Origin of the sequence: Gramella sp. MAR_2010_147, from assembly GCF_900105135.1 — a bacterium.
Taxonomy (GTDB): Bacteria; Bacteroidota; Bacteroidia; order Flavobacteriales; family Flavobacteriaceae; genus Christiangramia.
In genome coordinates this window covers 926,772-943,323 of sequence record NZ_LT629741.1, presented here as the reverse complement: position 1 = coordinate 943,323, position 16,552 = coordinate 926,772, and the positions used below count along the sequence as shown (strand labels likewise).

Genomic DNA, 16,552 nt, shown 5'->3' with positions numbered 1-16,552 from the left:
GCTTTTTCTATTGAATAAACCAATAAGTTTTAAATGCCCTATTTCGCTGATCTAATTCTGCCTTTACCTCTTGAAAAGCGTTTCACCTATAGTCTTACTCAGGAAGAAGCTGAATTTATTCAGCCGGGAATGCGAATTGCAGTGCAGTTTGGTAAGAAGAAGATCTACACTGGTATTGTTGCGGAAATTCATCAAAATCCACCTGAAGTCTATGAAGCAAAACCTATTCATCAAATACTCGATGAAACGCCATTACTTACAAAGGAACAACTTGCATTTTGGCATTGGATCGCCAGCTACTATCTATGTGCGGAGGGTGATGTAATGCGTGCTGCGCTGCCTGGTGCTTTCCTACTGGAGAGTGAAAGTATCGTGAAGCTCTCGAAAGATTCAGAGATAGAAATAGAAGACCTGAATGATGATGAATACCTTGTTGTAGAAGCTTTGCAGCGACAATCTTCGATGAAGATCCAGGAGATTGAGCAATTACTGGATCGTAAAAAAGTACTGCCGGTTATAAATAAACTGGTTGCTAAAAACCTGGTAGTTTTAAACCAGGAAGTCTACGAACAATTCAAAGCAAAAGAGGTAAGGTATATAAAGTTGAATCCTGCGTTCGAAGCTGAAAGTGAAATGCATCAGCTTTTAGATGAACTTTCAAGGGCTCCTAAACAAAGAGAGTTACTGCTTTCTTACTTTTCTCTAACAGCAAGATCTAAAAAACCTCTTAAGGTTAAAGAATTGCTCAAAGAATCTGGAGGAACAGCTTCAATTCTCAAAAGTTTAATTGATAAAAACATTTTGGAGGATTTTTATGAGGAGACAGACCGGGTTGTTTTTACCGGGGAAATTACTTCTCATGAAATAAATTTGAATAAAAGTCAGCAGGTAGCATTCCAGGAAATAAAAGAGAATTTTAAGGAAAATAAGGTTTGTTTATTACATGGAGTGACATCTTCTGGAAAGACAGAAATCTATATTCGTTTAATAGAAGAAGCAATAAATAATGGCAAACAGGCTTTATACTTACTTCCAGAAATTGCCTTAACTACGCAGTTAATTAAACGGCTTCAAAATTATTTTGGTGAAAAAGTTTTGGTGTATCACAGCAAATACTCGGTGAATGAAAGAGTTGAAATTTATCGCAAGGTGCTGGAAAACACCAATAAAGGGAAGATCGTAATTGGAGCCAGATCCTGCATATTTTTGCCATTTCAGGATTTAGGCCTTGTAGTGGTAGATGAGGAGCATGAATCTACCTTTAAGCAATTTGACCCCGCTCCAAGATATCATGCCAGGGATGCTGCAGTAGTTCTGGCAAATATGTTCAAAGCAAATATCATTCTTGGTTCTGCAACACCATCTATAGAATCGTATTTCAATGCTGAGCATAATAAATATTCTTTAGTTGAATTAACAAGGCGTTTTGGGAATGTTTTGATGCCCGAAGTGGAAGTGGTAGATATTAAAACGGCTCATCGAAAAAAGAAAATGACAGGTCATTTTTCTGAAAGACTTATTGAAGAAATTCGAGAAAGCCTGAAAGAGGAAGAACAGGTAATTCTTTTTCAGAATAGAAGAGGCTTCTCTCCAATTTTAGAATGTAATACCTGTGGACACTCTCCGCAATGTCCTAACTGCGATGTAAGTTTAACCTATCATAGTCATAATAACCAGTTGCGATGCCATTATTGTGGCTATCATATCGCAATGCAGCACCAGTGTATGGCCTGTGGGAGTAATGAAGTCTCTACAAAGGGATTTGGTACTGAGCAGGTGGAAACGGAATTAAAAGCTTTATTTCCGAAGTCAAAGATCGCCAGAATGGATCAGGATACTACCAGAGGCAAGCATGCCTATGAAAAGATTATCCAGGCTTTTGAAGCCCAGGAAACCAATATTCTTATTGGAACCCAAATGCTTACCAAGGGACTGGATTTTAGAAAAGTAAGTCTTGTTGGTATTATGAACGCTGATAATCTTCTTAATTTTCCTGATTTCAGGGCTCACGAGAGAAGTTTTCAGTTAATGCTACAGGTTGCAGGAAGATCTGGGAGAACCAAGAAAAGGGGGAAGGTCCTTATTCAAACCTATAATCCACATCATAGAATTATTCAGCAGGTGTCTACGGGTGATTATAGTGAGATGTATAAGGAGCAATTGGAAGATCGGTATCAATACCAGTATCCGCCTTATTACCGATTAATACGGTTGACGTTAAAATGCAGGGACTACTCAAAAACTAATGAGGCTGCAGAGTGGTTAGCCCGTGCCCTGGAAAATGTTTTTGATCGTTATGTCTTAGGACCAGAATTTCCTCCTGTGGCAAGAATCAGGAATGAATATTACAAGAATATCTTAATTAAGATCCCTCAAAAGCAATCTTTAGGCAAAACTAAAAATATGGTTCACCGTATTCTTAACAGTTTTAGAGCCATAGGCGCATATAGGTCTGTTAAGGTAGTAGTGAATGTAGATCCTCAATAAAAAAAGCCATCTTTAAAGATGGCTTTAATCTATATATTTTTTCGATTCTATTGTATCGCGCTTAGTGCTTCTACAAGATTCGCTTTTTTATGACGGCTTAATGGAAGTTTTTCCTTGTCGATTTCAATATTCTTACTGTTATACCTTTCGATCTTCTCAAGATTCACGATATAGGATTTATGTGTTCTAAGAAAACGTTCATTAGGAAGTTGCTTCTCAAAAGACTTCATGGTAGCAAGAACTACAAAGTTATCTTTCTCAGTGACAAACTTTACATAATCCCCGAGCGCCTGAATATATTTCAGCTTACCTAGAAATACTTTTCTATTTTTTAAATTGCTCTTTACAAAGATAAAGTCATCATCTTCTGGAACCGGAGTCTGATGTTTCAGCTTATATAGGTTCACAGCTTTATTAACAGCATTGTTAAATCTTTCTTTCGTTACCGGTTTGTGAATGTAATCTACCGCATCATAATCAAATGCTTTAAAGGCATATTTGGTTTTACCGGTTACGAATACAATTTGTGGCTTGTTAGGTAGATTATCCAGGAGTTCAAAACCAGATAAGATTGGCATTTCTATATCAAGAAAAATAAGGTCGGTTTCGGTATCCAACAGGCCATTCTTGGTTTCTATAGCATTATTATATTCTGCTACCAGTTTTAAATTAGGATGATCTTTTATTAATTTGACGATAGATAACCTTTGCAGGCTCGAATCATCAACAACAGCACATTTAAGTAAAACTTCTTCCACGATCTATAGGTTAGTCACTAACAATATTACTCATTAAATATAAGAAATACAAGGCAAATTTTTTTTCACCGGTAAAAATAGTGTTTTATCCTACTTATTATGCTTTGAAAAACGGATAATTAGTTCTATTTTTGCAGCCGATTTAATTTAAAGTAAATTTTTATGAACAACTATGAAACTGTTTTCATCTTGAATCCCGTTTTATCTGATCAGCAGATAAAGGAGACAGTTAAGAAATACGAAGATTTTCTTGTTTCTAAAGGGGCTAAGATGGTAGCTAAAGAAGATTGGGGCCTAAGAAAACTGGCTTATGCAATCCAACACAAGAAGAGTGGTTTTTATCACTTATTTGAATATGAAGCTCCTGGTGAAGTTATTGAGCCATTAGAGTTGGAATTCAGAAGGGAAGAGCGAATGATGCGTTATCTAACTGTAAAATTAGATAAGCATGCTGTAGCCTGGGCTGAAAAGAGAAGAAAACGTAACAAGGAAAAAGCGTAATCATGGCAACATCTATTGAACAACAAGCAAAAGGAAAAAAAGACGGAGAGATCAGGTATCTTACTCCTCTTAATATAGAAACTACCAAAGCTAAAAAATACTGTAGATTTAAAAGATCTGGTATTAAGTACATAGATTACAAAGATCCAGATTTCTTAATGGGCTTTGTAAACGAGCAGGGAAAATTATTACCTCGTCGTTTAACAGGTACTTCTTTGAAGTTTCAGAGAAAAGTGGCTACAGCCGTTAAGCGTGCTCGTCATTTAGCATTAATGCCTTACGTAGGTGATTTATTAAAATAAAAAGAGGCAGTTATGGAAGTGATACTTAAAAAAGACGTAGATAATTTAGGTTTTAAAGATGATGTAGTAGCTGTGAAAAATGGTTACGGTAGAAATTATCTTATTCCACATGGTTTTGCTGAACTGGCAACTCCTTCTGCAAGAAAAGTTTTATCTGAAACTTTGAAGCAGCGTGCCTATAAAGAGCAAAAGCATATTGACGAAGCTAAGAAGCAAGCTGAAAAACTTAATAACCTTGAGATAAAGATAACTGCAAAGGCAGGAGCAGGGGATAAGCTTTTTGGATCCATTACAAATGGTGACCTTGCTGACGCTCTTGCTAAAGAAGGTGTAGAGATCGAAAAGAAATATATTAGCATCGCCGGTGGAAACATCAAGCGTTTAGGACAGTATGATGCAACTTTGCGTTTTCACCGTGAAGTAGTTTCTAACTTTTCTTTCGACGTTGTAGGAGAAGCTTAATTTATTTTACTTATAGAAAAAAGCCTGCTCATTTTTTGAGTGGGCTTTTCTTTTTAGTAAAATTGAATTTAGACCTTTTATTCAAAATTCTTTGTCCAACTTATCTCGCAGGCAAGCGAGATCTATTTTTATCTATTTATGAAATACGCAAGATTAACCAAGGAGCAGTTTGAAGAAATGCATCAGGAATTTATTAATTTTCTGGCAACGCAATCTATTACCGCAGATGAGTGGGAAAAAATAAAAAAAGACAAACCCGAAGCTGCGGAAGAAGAACTAGATATTTTCAGCGATCTTATTTGGGAAGGTGTTTTAAATAAGGTTGAATATCTGGAACATTTTTCACCAAACCAGATATTTTTATTTCGTATTACCGAGGCAACTATAGAATTAATAGCGATCAAAGTTGAAAATGAAGCTATAGATATCACTACAAGAGAAGGCTACCAGTGGCTACAGACCAACCTGATGGACGATACCGTGAACATCTATACTTCTACCAGAGTTATTAGTGATGATAGAAATAAGGATATTTTTGCGTTGATCAAGCAGGGAGCTAATATCACAAAAGGTGAACTGTATGGCTATTTTTTGGATGTGGTTCAGGGTTAAATAATTAATTTGAAAATATAGTTACAATTAATTGAAGTGTTATTGCCTAAAGTGAAGGCTCTTCATCAAACTTATTTTTAAATTGGTATAATTCAAATTATTTTATTCATATCTCAGTGACTCTATAGGATCCTGCTTGGCCGCCTTGGCTGCAGGATAACTTCCTGCTAGAATAGCTACCAAAATAGTAATCCCTGTAGCCCAGAACATAGCTTTCCAGGGAGTGGTAAATGCAAAATCCAGAGAAGTGGCTACTGCATAGCCTATCCCTATCCCCAGAAGTATCCCTAATAAGCCGCCAATTTGCCCAATTACGAGGGTTTCTAAAAAGAACTGAGTTGCAATAGTATTTTTCTTGGCACCTAAAGCCTTACGGACACCAATTTCCCGTGTTCTTTCGGTTACAGTTACCAGCATGATATTCATTAAAGCTATCGAGGAACCGAAAATGGTGATAATAGAAATGATCCAGGCTGCTATATTCAGTGCACCTGTAATAGAAAGGATTCGATTAATAAGATCATCGCTTCTTTCAAGACCAAAATTATTTTCTTCTTTTGGACTTAAGCCTCTTATATTTCTAAAAGTAATAATTGCTTCATCCATCGCAGCATCAAGTAGTTCCTTATCTTCTACTTTTACACTTAAGCTATAATTGATATTCGGCTGGGAGAAAAGTGAGCGTGCATGCTGAATGGGAATAAAAACTCGAAGATCCTGGTTATTTCCAAAGGTACTTCCTTTAGATTCCAATACTCCAATCACCTTAAACTTCGCTCCGCGTACGCTTATCGTACGGTTTACAGGGTCAAATCCTTTAAAAATACCATCCTTAAAGTCTGAACCAATTACTGCCACGTTATTATTATTCTCTATATCAAAAACATTAAATTCCCTGCCATCTTCCACTTTTAAGCCGGAATTTTCCAGATAATATTCATTTACTCCCAGGACAGCAATTTCCGGATCGGTCTTTTCATTTTCATATTTAATTTCGGCGGATCCAGTTCCAGTGAATGAAATGGCCGTTTCTGTATAGGGATATTCAAAGTTATCTTTAAATGCTTTTACCTCACGATAACTAATAATAGGATTTACCTTTCTTTCTTCATTTCCAAAACTTTGAGTTCTAAATTCATATCGCTGTAAGTTAAATGTATTGGAACCCATGGAAGCAAAATCTTTGCTAATGGTGTTTTCAAGCGCTGCTACAGCACTTAAAATCCCTACAAGCGCTGTAATTCCAATAGCGATAATAAGAACGGTAAGGATTGTTCTTAGTGATTGATTTTTAATGGAATTAAGGGCGATCCTTATATTTTCCCGAAAGAGTGAAAACATACGTTAAATATTCTGGCTTACCGGTTAGACTCTAAAAGTAGAACTTTGTTACTTAAAATTTGAAATTAGTTTGGGTTCGCTTAAAAATTAAGATATTTGCAGTCCTAAATAGCAAATTCAGCTTAAAACAGATCATGGCACAAAAACCATCTATACCAAAAGGTACCAGAGATTTTTCACCCGAAGAAGTCGCAAAGAGAAATTATATTTTTAATACTATTCAGTCGCAGTTTAAGCGGTTTGGTTTTCAGCCAATTGAAACTCCAAGTTTTGAGAATTCTTCTACTCTTATGGGGAAATATGGAGATGAAGGTGATAGGCTGATCTTTAAAATTTTGAATTCAGGAGATTTTTTAAAGAAAGCTGATGCGAAAGCTCTGGAGAATAATGATAGTACAAGGCTTACGTCTTCTATTAGCGAAAAAGCCTTGCGTTATGATCTTACCGTTCCGTTTGCGAGATATGTGGTACAACATCAGAATGAGATCGATTTTCCTTTTAAAAGATACCAGATTCAACCGGTTTGGAGAGCAGATCGTCCACAAAAAGGAAGGTTTAGAGAGTTCTTTCAGTGTGATGCAGATGTTGTAGGGAGCAAGAGTTTATGGCAGGAAGTTGAGTTCGTTCAGTTGTATGACTCAGTTTTTAGCAAACTGGGACTGGAAGGCGTAACGATCAAGATCAATAATAGAAAAGTACTTTCCGGTTTTGCTGAAGTGATCGGTGAGCAGGATAAGCTCATAGATTTTACGGTTGCCCTTGATAAGCTTGACAAAATAGGCGAGGAGGGAGTAAAAAAGGAAATGCGCGAAAAAGGTATTTCTGAAGAGGCTTTGCATAAAATTCAGCCAATATTTAACCTGAAGGGAAATTTTGCTGAAAAGATTGAGGGTTTAAAATCTATATTGAAGGGATCAGAAATCGGCCAGCAAGGAATAGAGGAATTGCAATTTATAGAGAACGCAATTAAGGAGATGCCGCTGAATACTGCGAAACTTGATCTGGATGTTACCCTGGCTCGTGGTCTTAACTATTATACAGGAGCGATCTATGAGGTAGCTGCGCCCGAAGATGTAAAGATGGGATCTATTGGTGGCGGTGGCCGTTATGATGATCTTACCGGTATATTTGGACTAAAAGATATGAGTGGTATAGGAATTTCCTTTGGATTGGATAGAATCTATCTTGTGTTAGAAGAACTTGGTCTTTTTCCAGCTACTGTAACCCAGAATACAAAAGTGTTGTTCATCAATTTTGGAGAGAAAGAAGCTTTATATGCGATGAAAACAGTAAAAGAACTTCGGGCTAAAAATATTACAGCAGAACTTTACCCTGATTCCGTTAAAATGGGAAAACAAATGAAGTATGCTGATAAAAGGGATATTCCATACACCGTTCTGGCAGGAGAAGAAGAGATGAATTCTCAAAAATTCACACTCAAGCATATGAAATCTGGGGAGCAATCTAATCTGGATCTCAACGAACTTATGGAAGCCTTAAAATAACTGATAGAAAAATTCTAGCAACTTTTAGAATTAAAGAAATAGATGATATGATTTAGACCTGACATAAAAGTCAGGTCTGTTTTTTTAAGGCTATTTGACTCTTGAAAAGTTCACGCTTCAAATAGTTTTAGTTAATCTGAATAAGCACCTGATGAGTACGTCAATTCATAACTATGGGTGTAAATTTCGAATACAATACCAAAAGGATCTTCCACATAACACATTTTGTAAGGTTTATCATTTGGGTAATATTCTCTTACAGGCATGCGTTGTTTACCTCCGGCTTCGACAATCTTTTCAATTAAGTCTTCAATATTAGGATCCTGGACACAAAAATGGAAAAGTCCCGTATTAAAGGGATTAAATTTGGGGGCTTCTTTAATTCCATGAGAGAATGAAAATAATTCAATTCCAATACCATCTGATGTAGACATGTGGGCAATTTCAAATTCTTCCCAATTTTCCCCAAAAACATCAATGCACATCTGTCCGATAGCGGTTTCTTTTTCTTTCTTTACAATAGATGGTTCCATGATAATATACCAACCCATTACTTCAGAATAAAACCTCACCGCTGCTTTAATATCAGGAACTGTAAGCCCTATATGAGAAAATGATTTGGGATAAGTTTCTTTTGTATTCATAGTGATCTTTTTTAAAAAGGTAAAATAACAATATATTCATTCATCTGTTTAAAGTGATATTTCATTCCAGAGTTTTGAAAATGATGATGATTATTAAGGACGAAAAATGTTTAAAGAATCACGGCTGGACTGAAATAGTTCATATGTGAAATTTTGATCTTAAAATAAGAAGTAGGGGCAACGTTTCCCAAGATTTATAAAATTTTAATTCCTTTTATCGAATTATCTAATTAGAAGGTTAAAACCATGTTGAATAATAATAAAATTTGGTTAATTGATGCCTTTCCTACGCTTTCTATTTTGCTGTTGATACTTCCAATACTTAAATTTAAGTTATTAAAACTGACTAACAGCCAAATTTTATGGATCAGATCATAGATCACCCCAAAAAAGGAGCAAGAACTACCGAAAAAGAAGTTATTGTAATCAGCGGGAGTAGCGGATTGCTCGGTTTTTCATTGATTGAAAAGTTAGCTCAAAACTATCGAGTTGTCGGTCTCGATCGTTTAGGCCCACCATATCCTCCGTTACAGGCTGAATGTGTAAACTTTGATATTACAGACGAGCGTGCCATTGATGCAGCAATGGAGCGGATAAGATATGGTTATGGAAGCAAAATAGCATCAGTAATACATCTTGCTGCATATTATAGTTTCAATACCAAAGACAGTCCTGGATATCAGGAGATCAATGTGGAAGGAACCCGAAAATTTTTAAAGCAGTTACAGGATTTTGAAGTAGATCAGTTTATTTATGCAAGTTCTAACCTAATATATAAACCAACCGAACCAGGAAGAAAAATTCATGAAGACTGTCCGGTAGAAGCAAATTGGGGCTATCCCGAATCCAAAATAATTACAGAAGAGCTGGTAAGGGAAAATAATAATGATATTGAAACGGTTTTTTTAAGGATTGCCGGTGTTTATGACCATATAGGACATTCAATACCCATTGGTCAGCATATAAAACGCATCTATGAAAAAGAGCTGGTAAGTCACTTGTATTCAGGAGATATTAATCACGGAAATGTATTCGTTCACAAGGAGGATGTCCTGGATGCTATTTTAAAGACAGTAGAAAAGCGTAAAAAACTACCTAATGAGATCCCTATAAATATTGGTGAGCCTACAACTCCCACCTATAAAGAGTTGCAGGATCTTTTAGGGCGTCTTATCCATGGCGAAGAATGGACAACCTATGAAGTGCCTAAGGCCCTTGCAAAGGCAGGAGCCTGGACACGTGACCTGGTTGGAGATCCGTTTATTAAACCCTGGATGATTGATAGGGCAGATGATCATTACGAACTAGCTATTAGCCGGGCGAAAAAATATCTTGACTGGGAGCCTAAGCACAGGATAATGGATACACTTCCATCGATCATTGAAAATCTTAAGAAAGATCCGGAACTATGGTATAAGCAAAATGACCTTAAATATGACTAAAGATTCACACCTTATTCCACCCGGGTGGGATTACAATCCGGCTACCTGGTCTCAGCGAGTTCCTATTGTGATACTTGCTATGATTGGCTTCTTTATCGCAAGTTACCTGGCTCTTTATCAGCTGGATATTCTCAGCAATGTATGGGAGCCTTTTTTCGGTGATGGGAGTGTGCAAATTCTCAATTCAAAAGTTTCAAATGTATTGCCAATTCCTGATGCCGCGCTCGGAGCTTTTGGATATCTTGTAGATGCTGTAACCGGTATTATAGGTGGAACTGGTAGATGGAAGAAAATGCCTTGGATCGTAATAGTTTTTGGGCTGGCCGTAGGACCTTTAGGTTTTGTTAGCGTGATGCTGGTCGTATTTCAGCCGGTTCTGTTCTCAGCCTGGTGTACGCTTTGCCTTTGTTCAGCGGTTATTTCTATTGCAATGATAGGTCCGGCCATGGATGAAATGCTGGCAAGCCTTCAATATATGCAACGTGTGAGAAGATCTGATGCCTCCACCTGGAAAGCGTTTTGGGGAGTACAATCGGAAATTGAAAAAGTAAATTGATATGTGGCCAAGAATAATAAATACATTTTTAGGATTGTGGCTTATGGTGGCACCGGGATTACTCCAATATTCCTCAGCAGCTGCAGATAACGGGCACATAGCAGGCCCTATAATTGTAACCTTCTCTATAGTTGCAATCTGGGAAGCTACCCGGGTGGTGCGAAAATGGAATTTTCCTGTTGGAATCTGGCTTCTGGCAGCTCCCTGGCTTTTAGGTTATGATAATAACTTGGCTATCATAAGTGATATGGGAGTAGGAGTTTTAGTACTTATATTCGCTTCGATACAGGGGAAAATTGAAAAAGGCTACGGTGGTGGCTGGTCTTCATTATGGGAGAAGAATCCTGAACATATTAAAAAATCATCTTAGATATTAAAAAATCCCTTCAAATATGAAGGGATTTTTAGCTGTAGCGAGACCGAGATTTGAACTCGGGACCTCCGGGTTATGAATCCGACGCTCTAACCAACTGAGCTACCTCGCCATAGGAATTTTACAATTGTCTGAATTCTTTAAAAGCCTTGTAATAAAAGGCTTCGCGGGATTTCTGCAATGCGGGTGCAAATATAAAAACAATTTGTTTTGACACAAACTTTATTTTCTAAAATATTTATTTTGATTTCTTTTTATCTTTCTAATTAATATCTATATTGCCCGAAACTAATTAATCAAGAATGGAAGAAAAGATAAAATACGAAATGGAGTTTCCTATTCAAGCTTCTCCTTCATTACTTTACCAATATATTTCAACTCCCTCAGGTTTAAGTGAGTGGTATGCCGATAATGTAAATTCCCGAGGGGAATTTTTTACTTTTATATGGGAAGGTAGTGAAGAAAAAGCAAAGCTCTTAAGTAAGAAAAGTGATGAACGTATTAAGTTTAAATGGATTGATGACGAAGACACTCCTTATTTTTTCGAATTACGCATACAGGTAGATGATATAACAAAAGATGTTTCCCTTATGATCACTGATTTTGCCGAGGATGATGAAATTGACGAAGGTAAAATGCTATGGGAGAATATGGTTTCAGATCTTAAACAGATTCTAGGATCAGCCTAGATTTCACATTATAAATAGTAACTTTGCCCCGTTTTAAACGGGGTTTTTTTATGATCAATCAGGACGGAAAATTAGTCAGAACGGAAAACGCAAAACTATCGGTTTTAAATCGAGGTTTCGCTTATGGTGATTCAGTATTTGAAACAATACGCGTAATTAGCGGTAAGATAATGTTTTGGGAAGACCATTACTTTAGACTTATGGCTTCAATGCGTATCATGAGAATGGAAATACCTTCCAGCTTTTCTCCGGAGTTTTTAGAAAAAGAGATCCAGAATATTATTGAAGCTAATGATCTTTCAACCTCCCCTGCAAGAATCAAATTTGCAGTATATAGACTCCAGGGAGGTTATTATTCACCAGCAACCAGGGAAATTGGCTATGTGATTAGTGCTGAGGCTATGGAAAGTTCTTTTTATTTATTCAATGAGGAAAATTATGAAATAGAACTTTTTAAAGATCATTATGTCGCGAGTGGGTTGCTTTCCACCATTAAATCAAATAATCGGGCTGTCAATGTTCTGGGAAGTATTTATGCCAGTGAGAATGGCTATGACAATTGTCTGCTCTTAAATGAAAAGAAGAGTGTAGTGGAAGCGCTTAATGGAAATCTTTTTGTGGTAAAAGGAACTACTATTAAAACCCCACCATTGAGTGACGGTGTTTTAAATGGTATTATTAGAAAGCAACTTATCAATATTCTTAAGAAAACAGAGGAGTATTCTTTAGAGGAGGCTTCGGTTTCTCCATTTGAATTGCAAAAAGCTGATGAACTTTTTATTACGAATGTAGCACAGGGAATTCAACCGGTAAGCAAATACCGTAAAAAAGAATTCACACACACAGTGTCAAAAGATCTTTTGAGTAAACTTAATGTAAAGGCAAGGTTGGGTTAATTATAGGTTGGATTTTCCGGTGAATTGGACCAAAGCATATATTCGCCTCCTAATTCCAGCATTTTATCTTTCCAGAAAGAATTGTAAGGTTTTTCAAGCAAATCTTTATTGTCTCCGTTTGCCGTGATTATCCAGGAATGAGAATTTAATTCTTCATCCAATTGGTTCGCATCCCAACCGGAGTAGCCTAAAAAGAACTTGATTTGTTTATCATCAATTAGCTCTTTAGCAATAAGATCCATTACGGCTTCAAAATTACCTCCCCAGTAGATTCCATGGGCAATTTCAATACTGTCTGGAATAAGGTCCGGGATCTTGTGAATAAAGTATAAGTTATCCTGTTCTACTGGTCCGCCGTTATATACTTTGAAATCTCCTTTAACCTCCGGGATAAGATCTTTAAGTGAAAAATCCAGAATTTTATTCAGGATAAATCCAACCGATCCATTGTCAGAATGGTCAGCAAGGAGGACGACAGAACGATTAAAAGAGACATCTCCAATAATAGATGGTTCTGCAACTAAAAGATGGCCCTTGGTTGGTTTTAACGCGATCATTGTAGCAGTCTTTTTATCTAAACTAATTATTTATTGCAATAAATGCAATACAAAGCCTAAAATTTTAAATAAAAAAAGCCTTCTCTAGAGAAGGCTTTAATTTTTACTAATACAAATTATTAGTTCACAGCTTTTTGTAAATCTGCTCCGGCCTTAAATTTCACTACGTTTTTAGCAGCAATCTTAATAGTTTTTCCGGTTTGTGGGTTTCTTCCTTCACGAGCAGCTCTTTTAGATACAGACCATGATCCGAATCCTACTAATGATACTCTATCTCCTTTTTTAAGAGACTTTTCAACGTTCTCAAGGAAAGACTCTAATGCTTTTTTTGCTGCTGCTTTAGAAATTCCAGCGTTTTCAGCCATTGCGTCGATTAAATCTGTTTTGTTCATAATTTGAATTTTAAATTAATTGTTGGTTAAACATTCTGTTAAACTGACTTACAAATTTATACGGATTTCTTGTTCATGCAAGTAATGACAAGGGAAAAGCCCGTATTTGTTAATAACTTGATTGTATTGTTAATAAAGATAATTGTTTTTTATTAAAATGCAACAAATTCACTGTTAATAAGGCTTTAGCGCATTTTAGCATCTGGAGCGAAATTAAAACCATTTAAAAGTGCCTTAGAAAGCATCTTTCTTTTGCCTGGCAATTGTATTTCCTTGATTAAAATATATCCATCGGTTGCAGCTACCTTAATAGTATTATCATGAATTGTAATTGTTCCATTTGGCAAGTGATGTTCCTGTTTTATCTTTTCAATATCGTAGATTTTTACTTTTAATTCATCTGAAGTATTCTCTAGATAGCACCAGGCAGCAGGATAGGGATTAAGACCTCGTATTAAATTGTAGATACGATCTATGGAAGTATTCCAGTCTATTTTAGTATTGTCTTTATGAAGTTTTGGTGCTTCTTTCAAAGCTTCATTTTCCGGTTGAATTTCTGTCTCAATTTTATCGAGTTCAATATATTTTAGTGTTTTAACTACCAGTTCAGAGCCTATATCCATTAAGCGATCGTGTAGGGACTCCACTGTTTCATTATTGTCTATATTGGTTTCCTCCTGAAGTATGATGGAACCGGTATCAATTTTCTCGTCAAGAAAAAATGTAGAAACTCCTGTTTTCTCTTCTCCATTAATAATCGCCCAGTTTATAGGCGCAGCACCTCTGTATTGAGGCAGGAGGGAAGCATGTAAGTTGAATGTCCCGTATTCTGGAAGATCCCAAACAGCTTTAGGGAGCATCCTAAAAGCGACCACAACCTGAACATTAGGGTTTAATTCTTTGAGCTCATTCTGAAATTCTTCAGATTTTAAATTGGTTGGCTGTAAAACTTTCAGGTTTTTAGAAAGAGCATAACTTTTTACCGCACTTTCCCTGAGCTTTCTTCCTCTGCCGGCAGGTTTATCAGGAGCAGTAATTACACCCACAACTGTATATCCAGCGTCTAAGATGGCTTCCAGACTTTTTACAGCAAATTCTGGAGTTCCCATAAAGACTATTCTAAGGTCTCTCATTTATTCAATATTTTATACTTATTATTTTCAGTTCGGGCTAAAACTTCTTTTTCGCAAAGTAAGCTTATAACTTTTAGAACCGAATTCTCACGATATTTTAAGTTTGCCACGATATCTCTGGAACTTTTTGGGCCATTTTTAAGAAAACGAAGAATGCCTAAATAGATCTCATTCATATCATCCCTGGATAATTTTTCATCTTGCATATTGCAAACAGAACATTTATCACATGGCTTAGGATCTTCCTCTCCAAAATATTTTAATAATTGGACCTGTCTGCAAACACGGTCATTCTCAACAAAATCAAGAACAGCTTCGATTTTGGCCTTTTTAGTGTTATTGTATTCTTTGATAAAAGCTGAAACAGGGTTTATAGTTGCATCATCTTCCCTTGGCATTAGATAAGTGATGCTGGCGTCATGTTTAGACAAATGAAATTCGATAATTTCTTTTTGATGCAACTCTTCAAAAATTTTGGTACAATCTTTTTCCGAAATATTTGATTTTTCGCTTACGGAAGCCATATTAAAGGTGATCAAATTTTCGAAGACTCCGCCATAATTTCTCAAAATGGTTCTTATAACATTCGCATATCTGGGATTTTCATCAAGATAATGATCCAGGTGAGTTCCCGAAAGTAAAATTCTAATCTCTGTTTTTTTCTGATAATTCTGCGATAGCCTCAAAATACTGCATCGGTCTAGTAATTGCAGAGCATTAAAGGTCTTGTGGGAATTGAAATTATACTGATTGCAAAAGCTGGCGAAATTGAAGTCCTGTTCCATATTTTCACCCTCCCCAAATGCAATTCTGAAATAAGCATTCAACTTCCGGTAAACAAGTTTTACATCTTCAACTGATGCAAGGTTATTTAAAAACTGGTTTTTTAATACGGGAATATCACCGGCATTAGTCAGGATAATTGCTTTTGCCGGCTTTGAATCTCTACCGGCTCTTCCAGCCTCCTGAAAATAACTCTCCATACTTTCCGGAAGGTCTATATGAATAACGCTTCTCACATCAGGTTTGTCTATACCCATTCCAAAGGCTGTAGTGGCAACCATAACACTAATCTTACTAGTTAGCCATTTTTCGAATCTCCTGGATTTATCTTCTTTCTTCATACCGCCATGGTAGGCAGCGGCTGTTATTCCGTTTTTATTTAAGAATTCGCTAATTTCCTGTGTGGCATTTCTGCTTCTAACATAAATGATCGCAGATTCCTGATTCAGAATTTGAGTGAGACGAAAATATTTATCTTCCGTTCTAATCACTTCATATTGAAGATTTGATCTTTCAAAAGATTTTTGGTGAACCACGGGATCCTTAAGATCAAGCTGATGGCATATATCTTTCACCACGCCTTTGGTTGCAGTTGCAGTGAATGCAGCTACAGTAACTTCCGGTAAAAGGTCTCTTAGTTCAGAAATGCTTCTATATGCAGGTCTAAAATCGTGTCCCCATTGAGATATACAATGAGCCTCATCAACAGCTATTAGGTTGATGTTCATTTGCTTTAAGCGTTCGCGAACTAATTCCTGTTGTAATCTTTCAGGAGATAAATAAAGAAATTTATAATTCCCAAAGATGCAATTATCGAGATTCCGGTCAAGATCACTATAGGAGATCCCACCGGTAATTGCCATAGCTTTAATGTTTTTCTGCTGTAGTGAATTTACCTGGTCTTCCATTAAAGAAATTAATGGCGAGACCACGACACATATTCCTTCTTTCATTAATGCGGGAACCTGGAAACAAATAGATTTTCCACCTCCCGTGGGGAATAGAGTAAGTGAATCTTTCTTTTTCAGAATAGATTCTATAACCTCGTACTGTTGCGTCCTGAATTCAGAAAAACCCCAGTATTTTTCTAATATTTTTAAAGCTTCTTGTTGCAAATTT

The 16,552-nt window shown here is 36.5% G+C and carries 18 protein-coding genes and 1 tRNA gene; 11 read left to right on the top strand and 8 right to left on the bottom strand.

The genetic code is table 11. The annotated features are described in order from the left end of the window. Nucleotides 1-33 precede the first annotated feature (33 nt). Complete coding sequence (gene priA, locus BLT95_RS04200) at nucleotides 34-2,487, top strand: primosomal protein N' (RefSeq protein WP_089664885.1); 2,454 nt, start codon at nucleotides 34-36, stop codon at nucleotides 2,485-2,487. A gap of 47 nt (nucleotides 2,488-2,534) precedes the next feature. Here the strand turns inward: priA and BLT95_RS04195 are convergent, their stop codons facing one another. Further along, nucleotides 2,535-3,245: a LytTR family DNA-binding domain-containing protein gene (locus tag BLT95_RS04195; RefSeq protein WP_172822564.1), complete on the bottom strand. Its 711-nt coding sequence runs from the start codon at nucleotides 3,243-3,245 to the stop codon at nucleotides 2,535-2,537. Nucleotides 3,246-3,407: 162 nt separating this feature from the next. Here BLT95_RS04195 and rpsF point away from each other — a divergent pair, with 162 nt between their 5' ends. From rpsF to BLT95_RS04175, 4 genes are all read left to right on the top strand, one after another. Continuing rightward, entirely contained in the window at nucleotides 3,408-3,746 is a 339-nt protein-coding gene (gene rpsF / locus BLT95_RS04190; protein ID WP_089664883.1) for a 30S ribosomal protein S6, read from the top strand. A 2-nt stretch (nucleotides 3,747-3,748) separates the two neighbouring features. Further along, on the top strand, nucleotides 3,749-4,048 hold the full coding sequence (rpsR, locus tag BLT95_RS04185; RefSeq protein WP_011709002.1) for a 30S ribosomal protein S18: 300 nt from the start codon (nucleotides 3,749-3,751) through the stop codon (nucleotides 4,046-4,048). Nucleotides 4,049-4,060: 12 nt separating this feature from the next. After that, complete coding sequence (gene rplI, locus BLT95_RS04180) at nucleotides 4,061-4,510, top strand: 50S ribosomal protein L9 (RefSeq protein ID WP_089664882.1); 450 nt, start codon at nucleotides 4,061-4,063, stop codon at nucleotides 4,508-4,510. A gap of 138 nt (nucleotides 4,511-4,648) precedes the next feature. Then, the gene (locus BLT95_RS04175; RefSeq protein ID WP_089664881.1) at nucleotides 4,649-5,122 is read left to right on the top strand and encodes a DUF6495 family protein; all 474 of its coding nucleotides are present in this window, start codon (nucleotides 4,649-4,651) and stop codon (nucleotides 5,120-5,122) included. Nucleotides 5,123-5,224: 102 nt separating this feature from the next. On the opposite strand, the gene BLT95_RS04170 is transcribed toward BLT95_RS04175, so the two are convergent. Beyond that, a complete protein-coding gene (locus tag BLT95_RS04170; RefSeq protein ID WP_089664880.1) occupies nucleotides 5,225-6,463 on the bottom strand; it encodes an ABC transporter permease in 1,239 nt (412 codons plus the stop codon). A 134-nt stretch (nucleotides 6,464-6,597) separates the two neighbouring features. Between BLT95_RS04170 and hisS the strand changes: the two genes are divergently transcribed. Next, a complete protein-coding gene (gene hisS / locus BLT95_RS04165; protein WP_089664879.1) occupies nucleotides 6,598-7,968 on the top strand; it encodes a histidine--tRNA ligase in 1,371 nt (456 codons plus the stop codon). Nucleotides 7,969-8,099: 131 nt separating this feature from the next. On the opposite strand, the gene BLT95_RS04160 is transcribed toward hisS, so the two are convergent. After that, nucleotides 8,100-8,612: a lactoylglutathione lyase family protein gene (locus BLT95_RS04160; protein WP_089664878.1), complete on the bottom strand. Its 513-nt coding sequence runs from the start codon at nucleotides 8,610-8,612 to the stop codon at nucleotides 8,100-8,102. Nucleotides 8,613-8,974: 362 nt separating this feature from the next. Between BLT95_RS04160 and BLT95_RS04155 the strand changes: the two genes are divergently transcribed. The 3 genes from BLT95_RS04155 to BLT95_RS04145 are packed head-to-tail and all read left to right on the top strand — an operon-like array spanning nucleotide 8,975 to nucleotide 10,980. After that, on the top strand, nucleotides 8,975-10,054 hold the full coding sequence (locus BLT95_RS04155) for an NAD(P)-dependent oxidoreductase (protein ID WP_089664877.1): 1,080 nt from the start codon (nucleotides 8,975-8,977) through the stop codon (nucleotides 10,052-10,054). Continuing rightward, the gene (locus tag BLT95_RS04150; protein WP_197676992.1) at nucleotides 10,047-10,610 is read left to right on the top strand and encodes a vitamin K epoxide reductase family protein; all 564 of its coding nucleotides are present in this window, start codon (nucleotides 10,047-10,049) and stop codon (nucleotides 10,608-10,610) included. Before BLT95_RS04155 ends, BLT95_RS04150 begins: the two co-directional genes overlap by 8 nt. A gap of 1 nt (nucleotide 10,611) precedes the next feature. Next, nucleotides 10,612-10,980 carry a hypothetical protein gene (locus BLT95_RS04145; RefSeq protein ID WP_089664875.1) on the top strand — a complete coding sequence of 123 codons (369 nt, stop codon included), beginning with the start codon at nucleotides 10,612-10,614 and terminating at the stop codon, nucleotides 10,978-10,980. Nucleotides 10,981-11,021: 41 nt separating this feature from the next. On the opposite strand, the gene BLT95_RS04140 is transcribed toward BLT95_RS04145, so the two are convergent. Then, nucleotides 11,022-11,095 (bottom strand) — tRNA-Met (locus BLT95_RS04140). A 190-nt stretch (nucleotides 11,096-11,285) separates the two neighbouring features. Here BLT95_RS04140 and BLT95_RS04135 point away from each other — a divergent pair. Both BLT95_RS04135 and BLT95_RS04130 read left to right on the top strand, forming a co-directional pair. Then, nucleotides 11,286-11,672 (top strand): START-like domain-containing protein, encoded by a 387-nt coding sequence (locus BLT95_RS04135; RefSeq protein ID WP_089664874.1) that lies wholly within the window; start codon nucleotides 11,286-11,288, stop codon nucleotides 11,670-11,672. Nucleotides 11,673-11,722: 50 nt separating this feature from the next. Further along, complete coding sequence (locus BLT95_RS04130) at nucleotides 11,723-12,568, top strand: aminotransferase class IV (protein WP_089664873.1); 846 nt, start codon at nucleotides 11,723-11,725, stop codon at nucleotides 12,566-12,568. On the opposite strand, the gene BLT95_RS04125 is transcribed toward BLT95_RS04130, so the two are convergent. From BLT95_RS04125 to BLT95_RS04110, 4 genes are all read right to left on the bottom strand, one after another. Further along, on the bottom strand, nucleotides 12,565-13,125 hold the full coding sequence (locus tag BLT95_RS04125) for a YqgE/AlgH family protein (protein ID WP_089664872.1): 561 nt from the start codon (nucleotides 13,123-13,125) through the stop codon (nucleotides 12,565-12,567). The genes BLT95_RS04130 and BLT95_RS04125 overlap by 4 nt on opposite strands. 119 nt (nucleotides 13,126-13,244) lie before the next feature. Further along, nucleotides 13,245-13,517 (bottom strand): HU family DNA-binding protein, encoded by a 273-nt coding sequence (locus BLT95_RS04120; protein ID WP_006990442.1) that lies wholly within the window; start codon nucleotides 13,515-13,517, stop codon nucleotides 13,245-13,247. A gap of 185 nt (nucleotides 13,518-13,702) precedes the next feature. Then, nucleotides 13,703-14,650: a methionyl-tRNA formyltransferase gene (gene fmt, locus BLT95_RS04115; protein WP_089664871.1), complete on the bottom strand. Its 948-nt coding sequence runs from the start codon at nucleotides 14,648-14,650 to the stop codon at nucleotides 13,703-13,705. After that, on the bottom strand, nucleotides 14,647-16,548 hold the full coding sequence (locus tag BLT95_RS04110) for a RecQ family ATP-dependent DNA helicase (RefSeq protein ID WP_089664870.1): 1,902 nt from the start codon (nucleotides 16,546-16,548) through the stop codon (nucleotides 14,647-14,649). The genes fmt and BLT95_RS04110 overlap by 4 nt, the downstream gene beginning before the upstream one ends. Nucleotides 16,549-16,552 lie beyond the last annotated feature (4 nt).

What these genes read in the sequence shown, in the direction of transcription:
- priA (WP_089664885.1), top strand. Translation starts at nt 34, where the DNA reads ATGCCCTATTTCGCTGATCTAATTCTGCCTTTACCTCTTGAAAAGCGT.
- rpsF (WP_089664883.1), top strand. Translation starts at nt 3,408, where the DNA reads ATGAACAACTATGAAACTGTTTTCATCTTGAATCCCGTTTTATCTGAT.
- rpsR (WP_011709002.1), top strand. Translation starts at nt 3,749, where the DNA reads ATGGCAACATCTATTGAACAACAAGCAAAAGGAAAAAAAGACGGAGAG.
- rplI (WP_089664882.1), top strand. Translation starts at nt 4,061, where the DNA reads ATGGAAGTGATACTTAAAAAAGACGTAGATAATTTAGGTTTTAAAGAT.
- BLT95_RS04175 (WP_089664881.1), top strand. Translation starts at nt 4,649, where the DNA reads ATGAAATACGCAAGATTAACCAAGGAGCAGTTTGAAGAAATGCATCAG.
- BLT95_RS04170 (WP_089664880.1), bottom strand. Translation starts at nt 6,463, where the DNA reads ATGTTTTCACTCTTTCGGGAAAATATAAGGATCGCCCTTAATTCCATT.
- hisS (WP_089664879.1), top strand. Translation starts at nt 6,598, where the DNA reads ATGGCACAAAAACCATCTATACCAAAAGGTACCAGAGATTTTTCACCC.
- BLT95_RS04160 (WP_089664878.1), bottom strand. Translation starts at nt 8,612, where the DNA reads ATGAATACAAAAGAAACTTATCCCAAATCATTTTCTCATATAGGGCTT.
- BLT95_RS04155 (WP_089664877.1), top strand. Translation starts at nt 8,975, where the DNA reads ATGGATCAGATCATAGATCACCCCAAAAAAGGAGCAAGAACTACCGAA.
- BLT95_RS04150 (WP_197676992.1), top strand. Translation starts at nt 10,047, where the DNA reads ATGACTAAAGATTCACACCTTATTCCACCCGGGTGGGATTACAATCCG.
- BLT95_RS04145 (WP_089664875.1), top strand. Translation starts at nt 10,612, where the DNA reads ATGTGGCCAAGAATAATAAATACATTTTTAGGATTGTGGCTTATGGTG.
- BLT95_RS04135 (WP_089664874.1), top strand. Translation starts at nt 11,286, where the DNA reads ATGGAAGAAAAGATAAAATACGAAATGGAGTTTCCTATTCAAGCTTCT.
- BLT95_RS04130 (WP_089664873.1), top strand. Translation starts at nt 11,723, where the DNA reads ATGATCAATCAGGACGGAAAATTAGTCAGAACGGAAAACGCAAAACTA.
- BLT95_RS04125 (WP_089664872.1), bottom strand. Translation starts at nt 13,125, where the DNA reads ATGATCGCGTTAAAACCAACCAAGGGCCATCTTTTAGTTGCAGAACCA.
- BLT95_RS04120 (WP_006990442.1), bottom strand. Translation starts at nt 13,517, where the DNA reads ATGAACAAAACAGATTTAATCGACGCAATGGCTGAAAACGCTGGAATT.
- fmt (WP_089664871.1), bottom strand. Translation starts at nt 14,650, where the DNA reads ATGAGAGACCTTAGAATAGTCTTTATGGGAACTCCAGAATTTGCTGTA.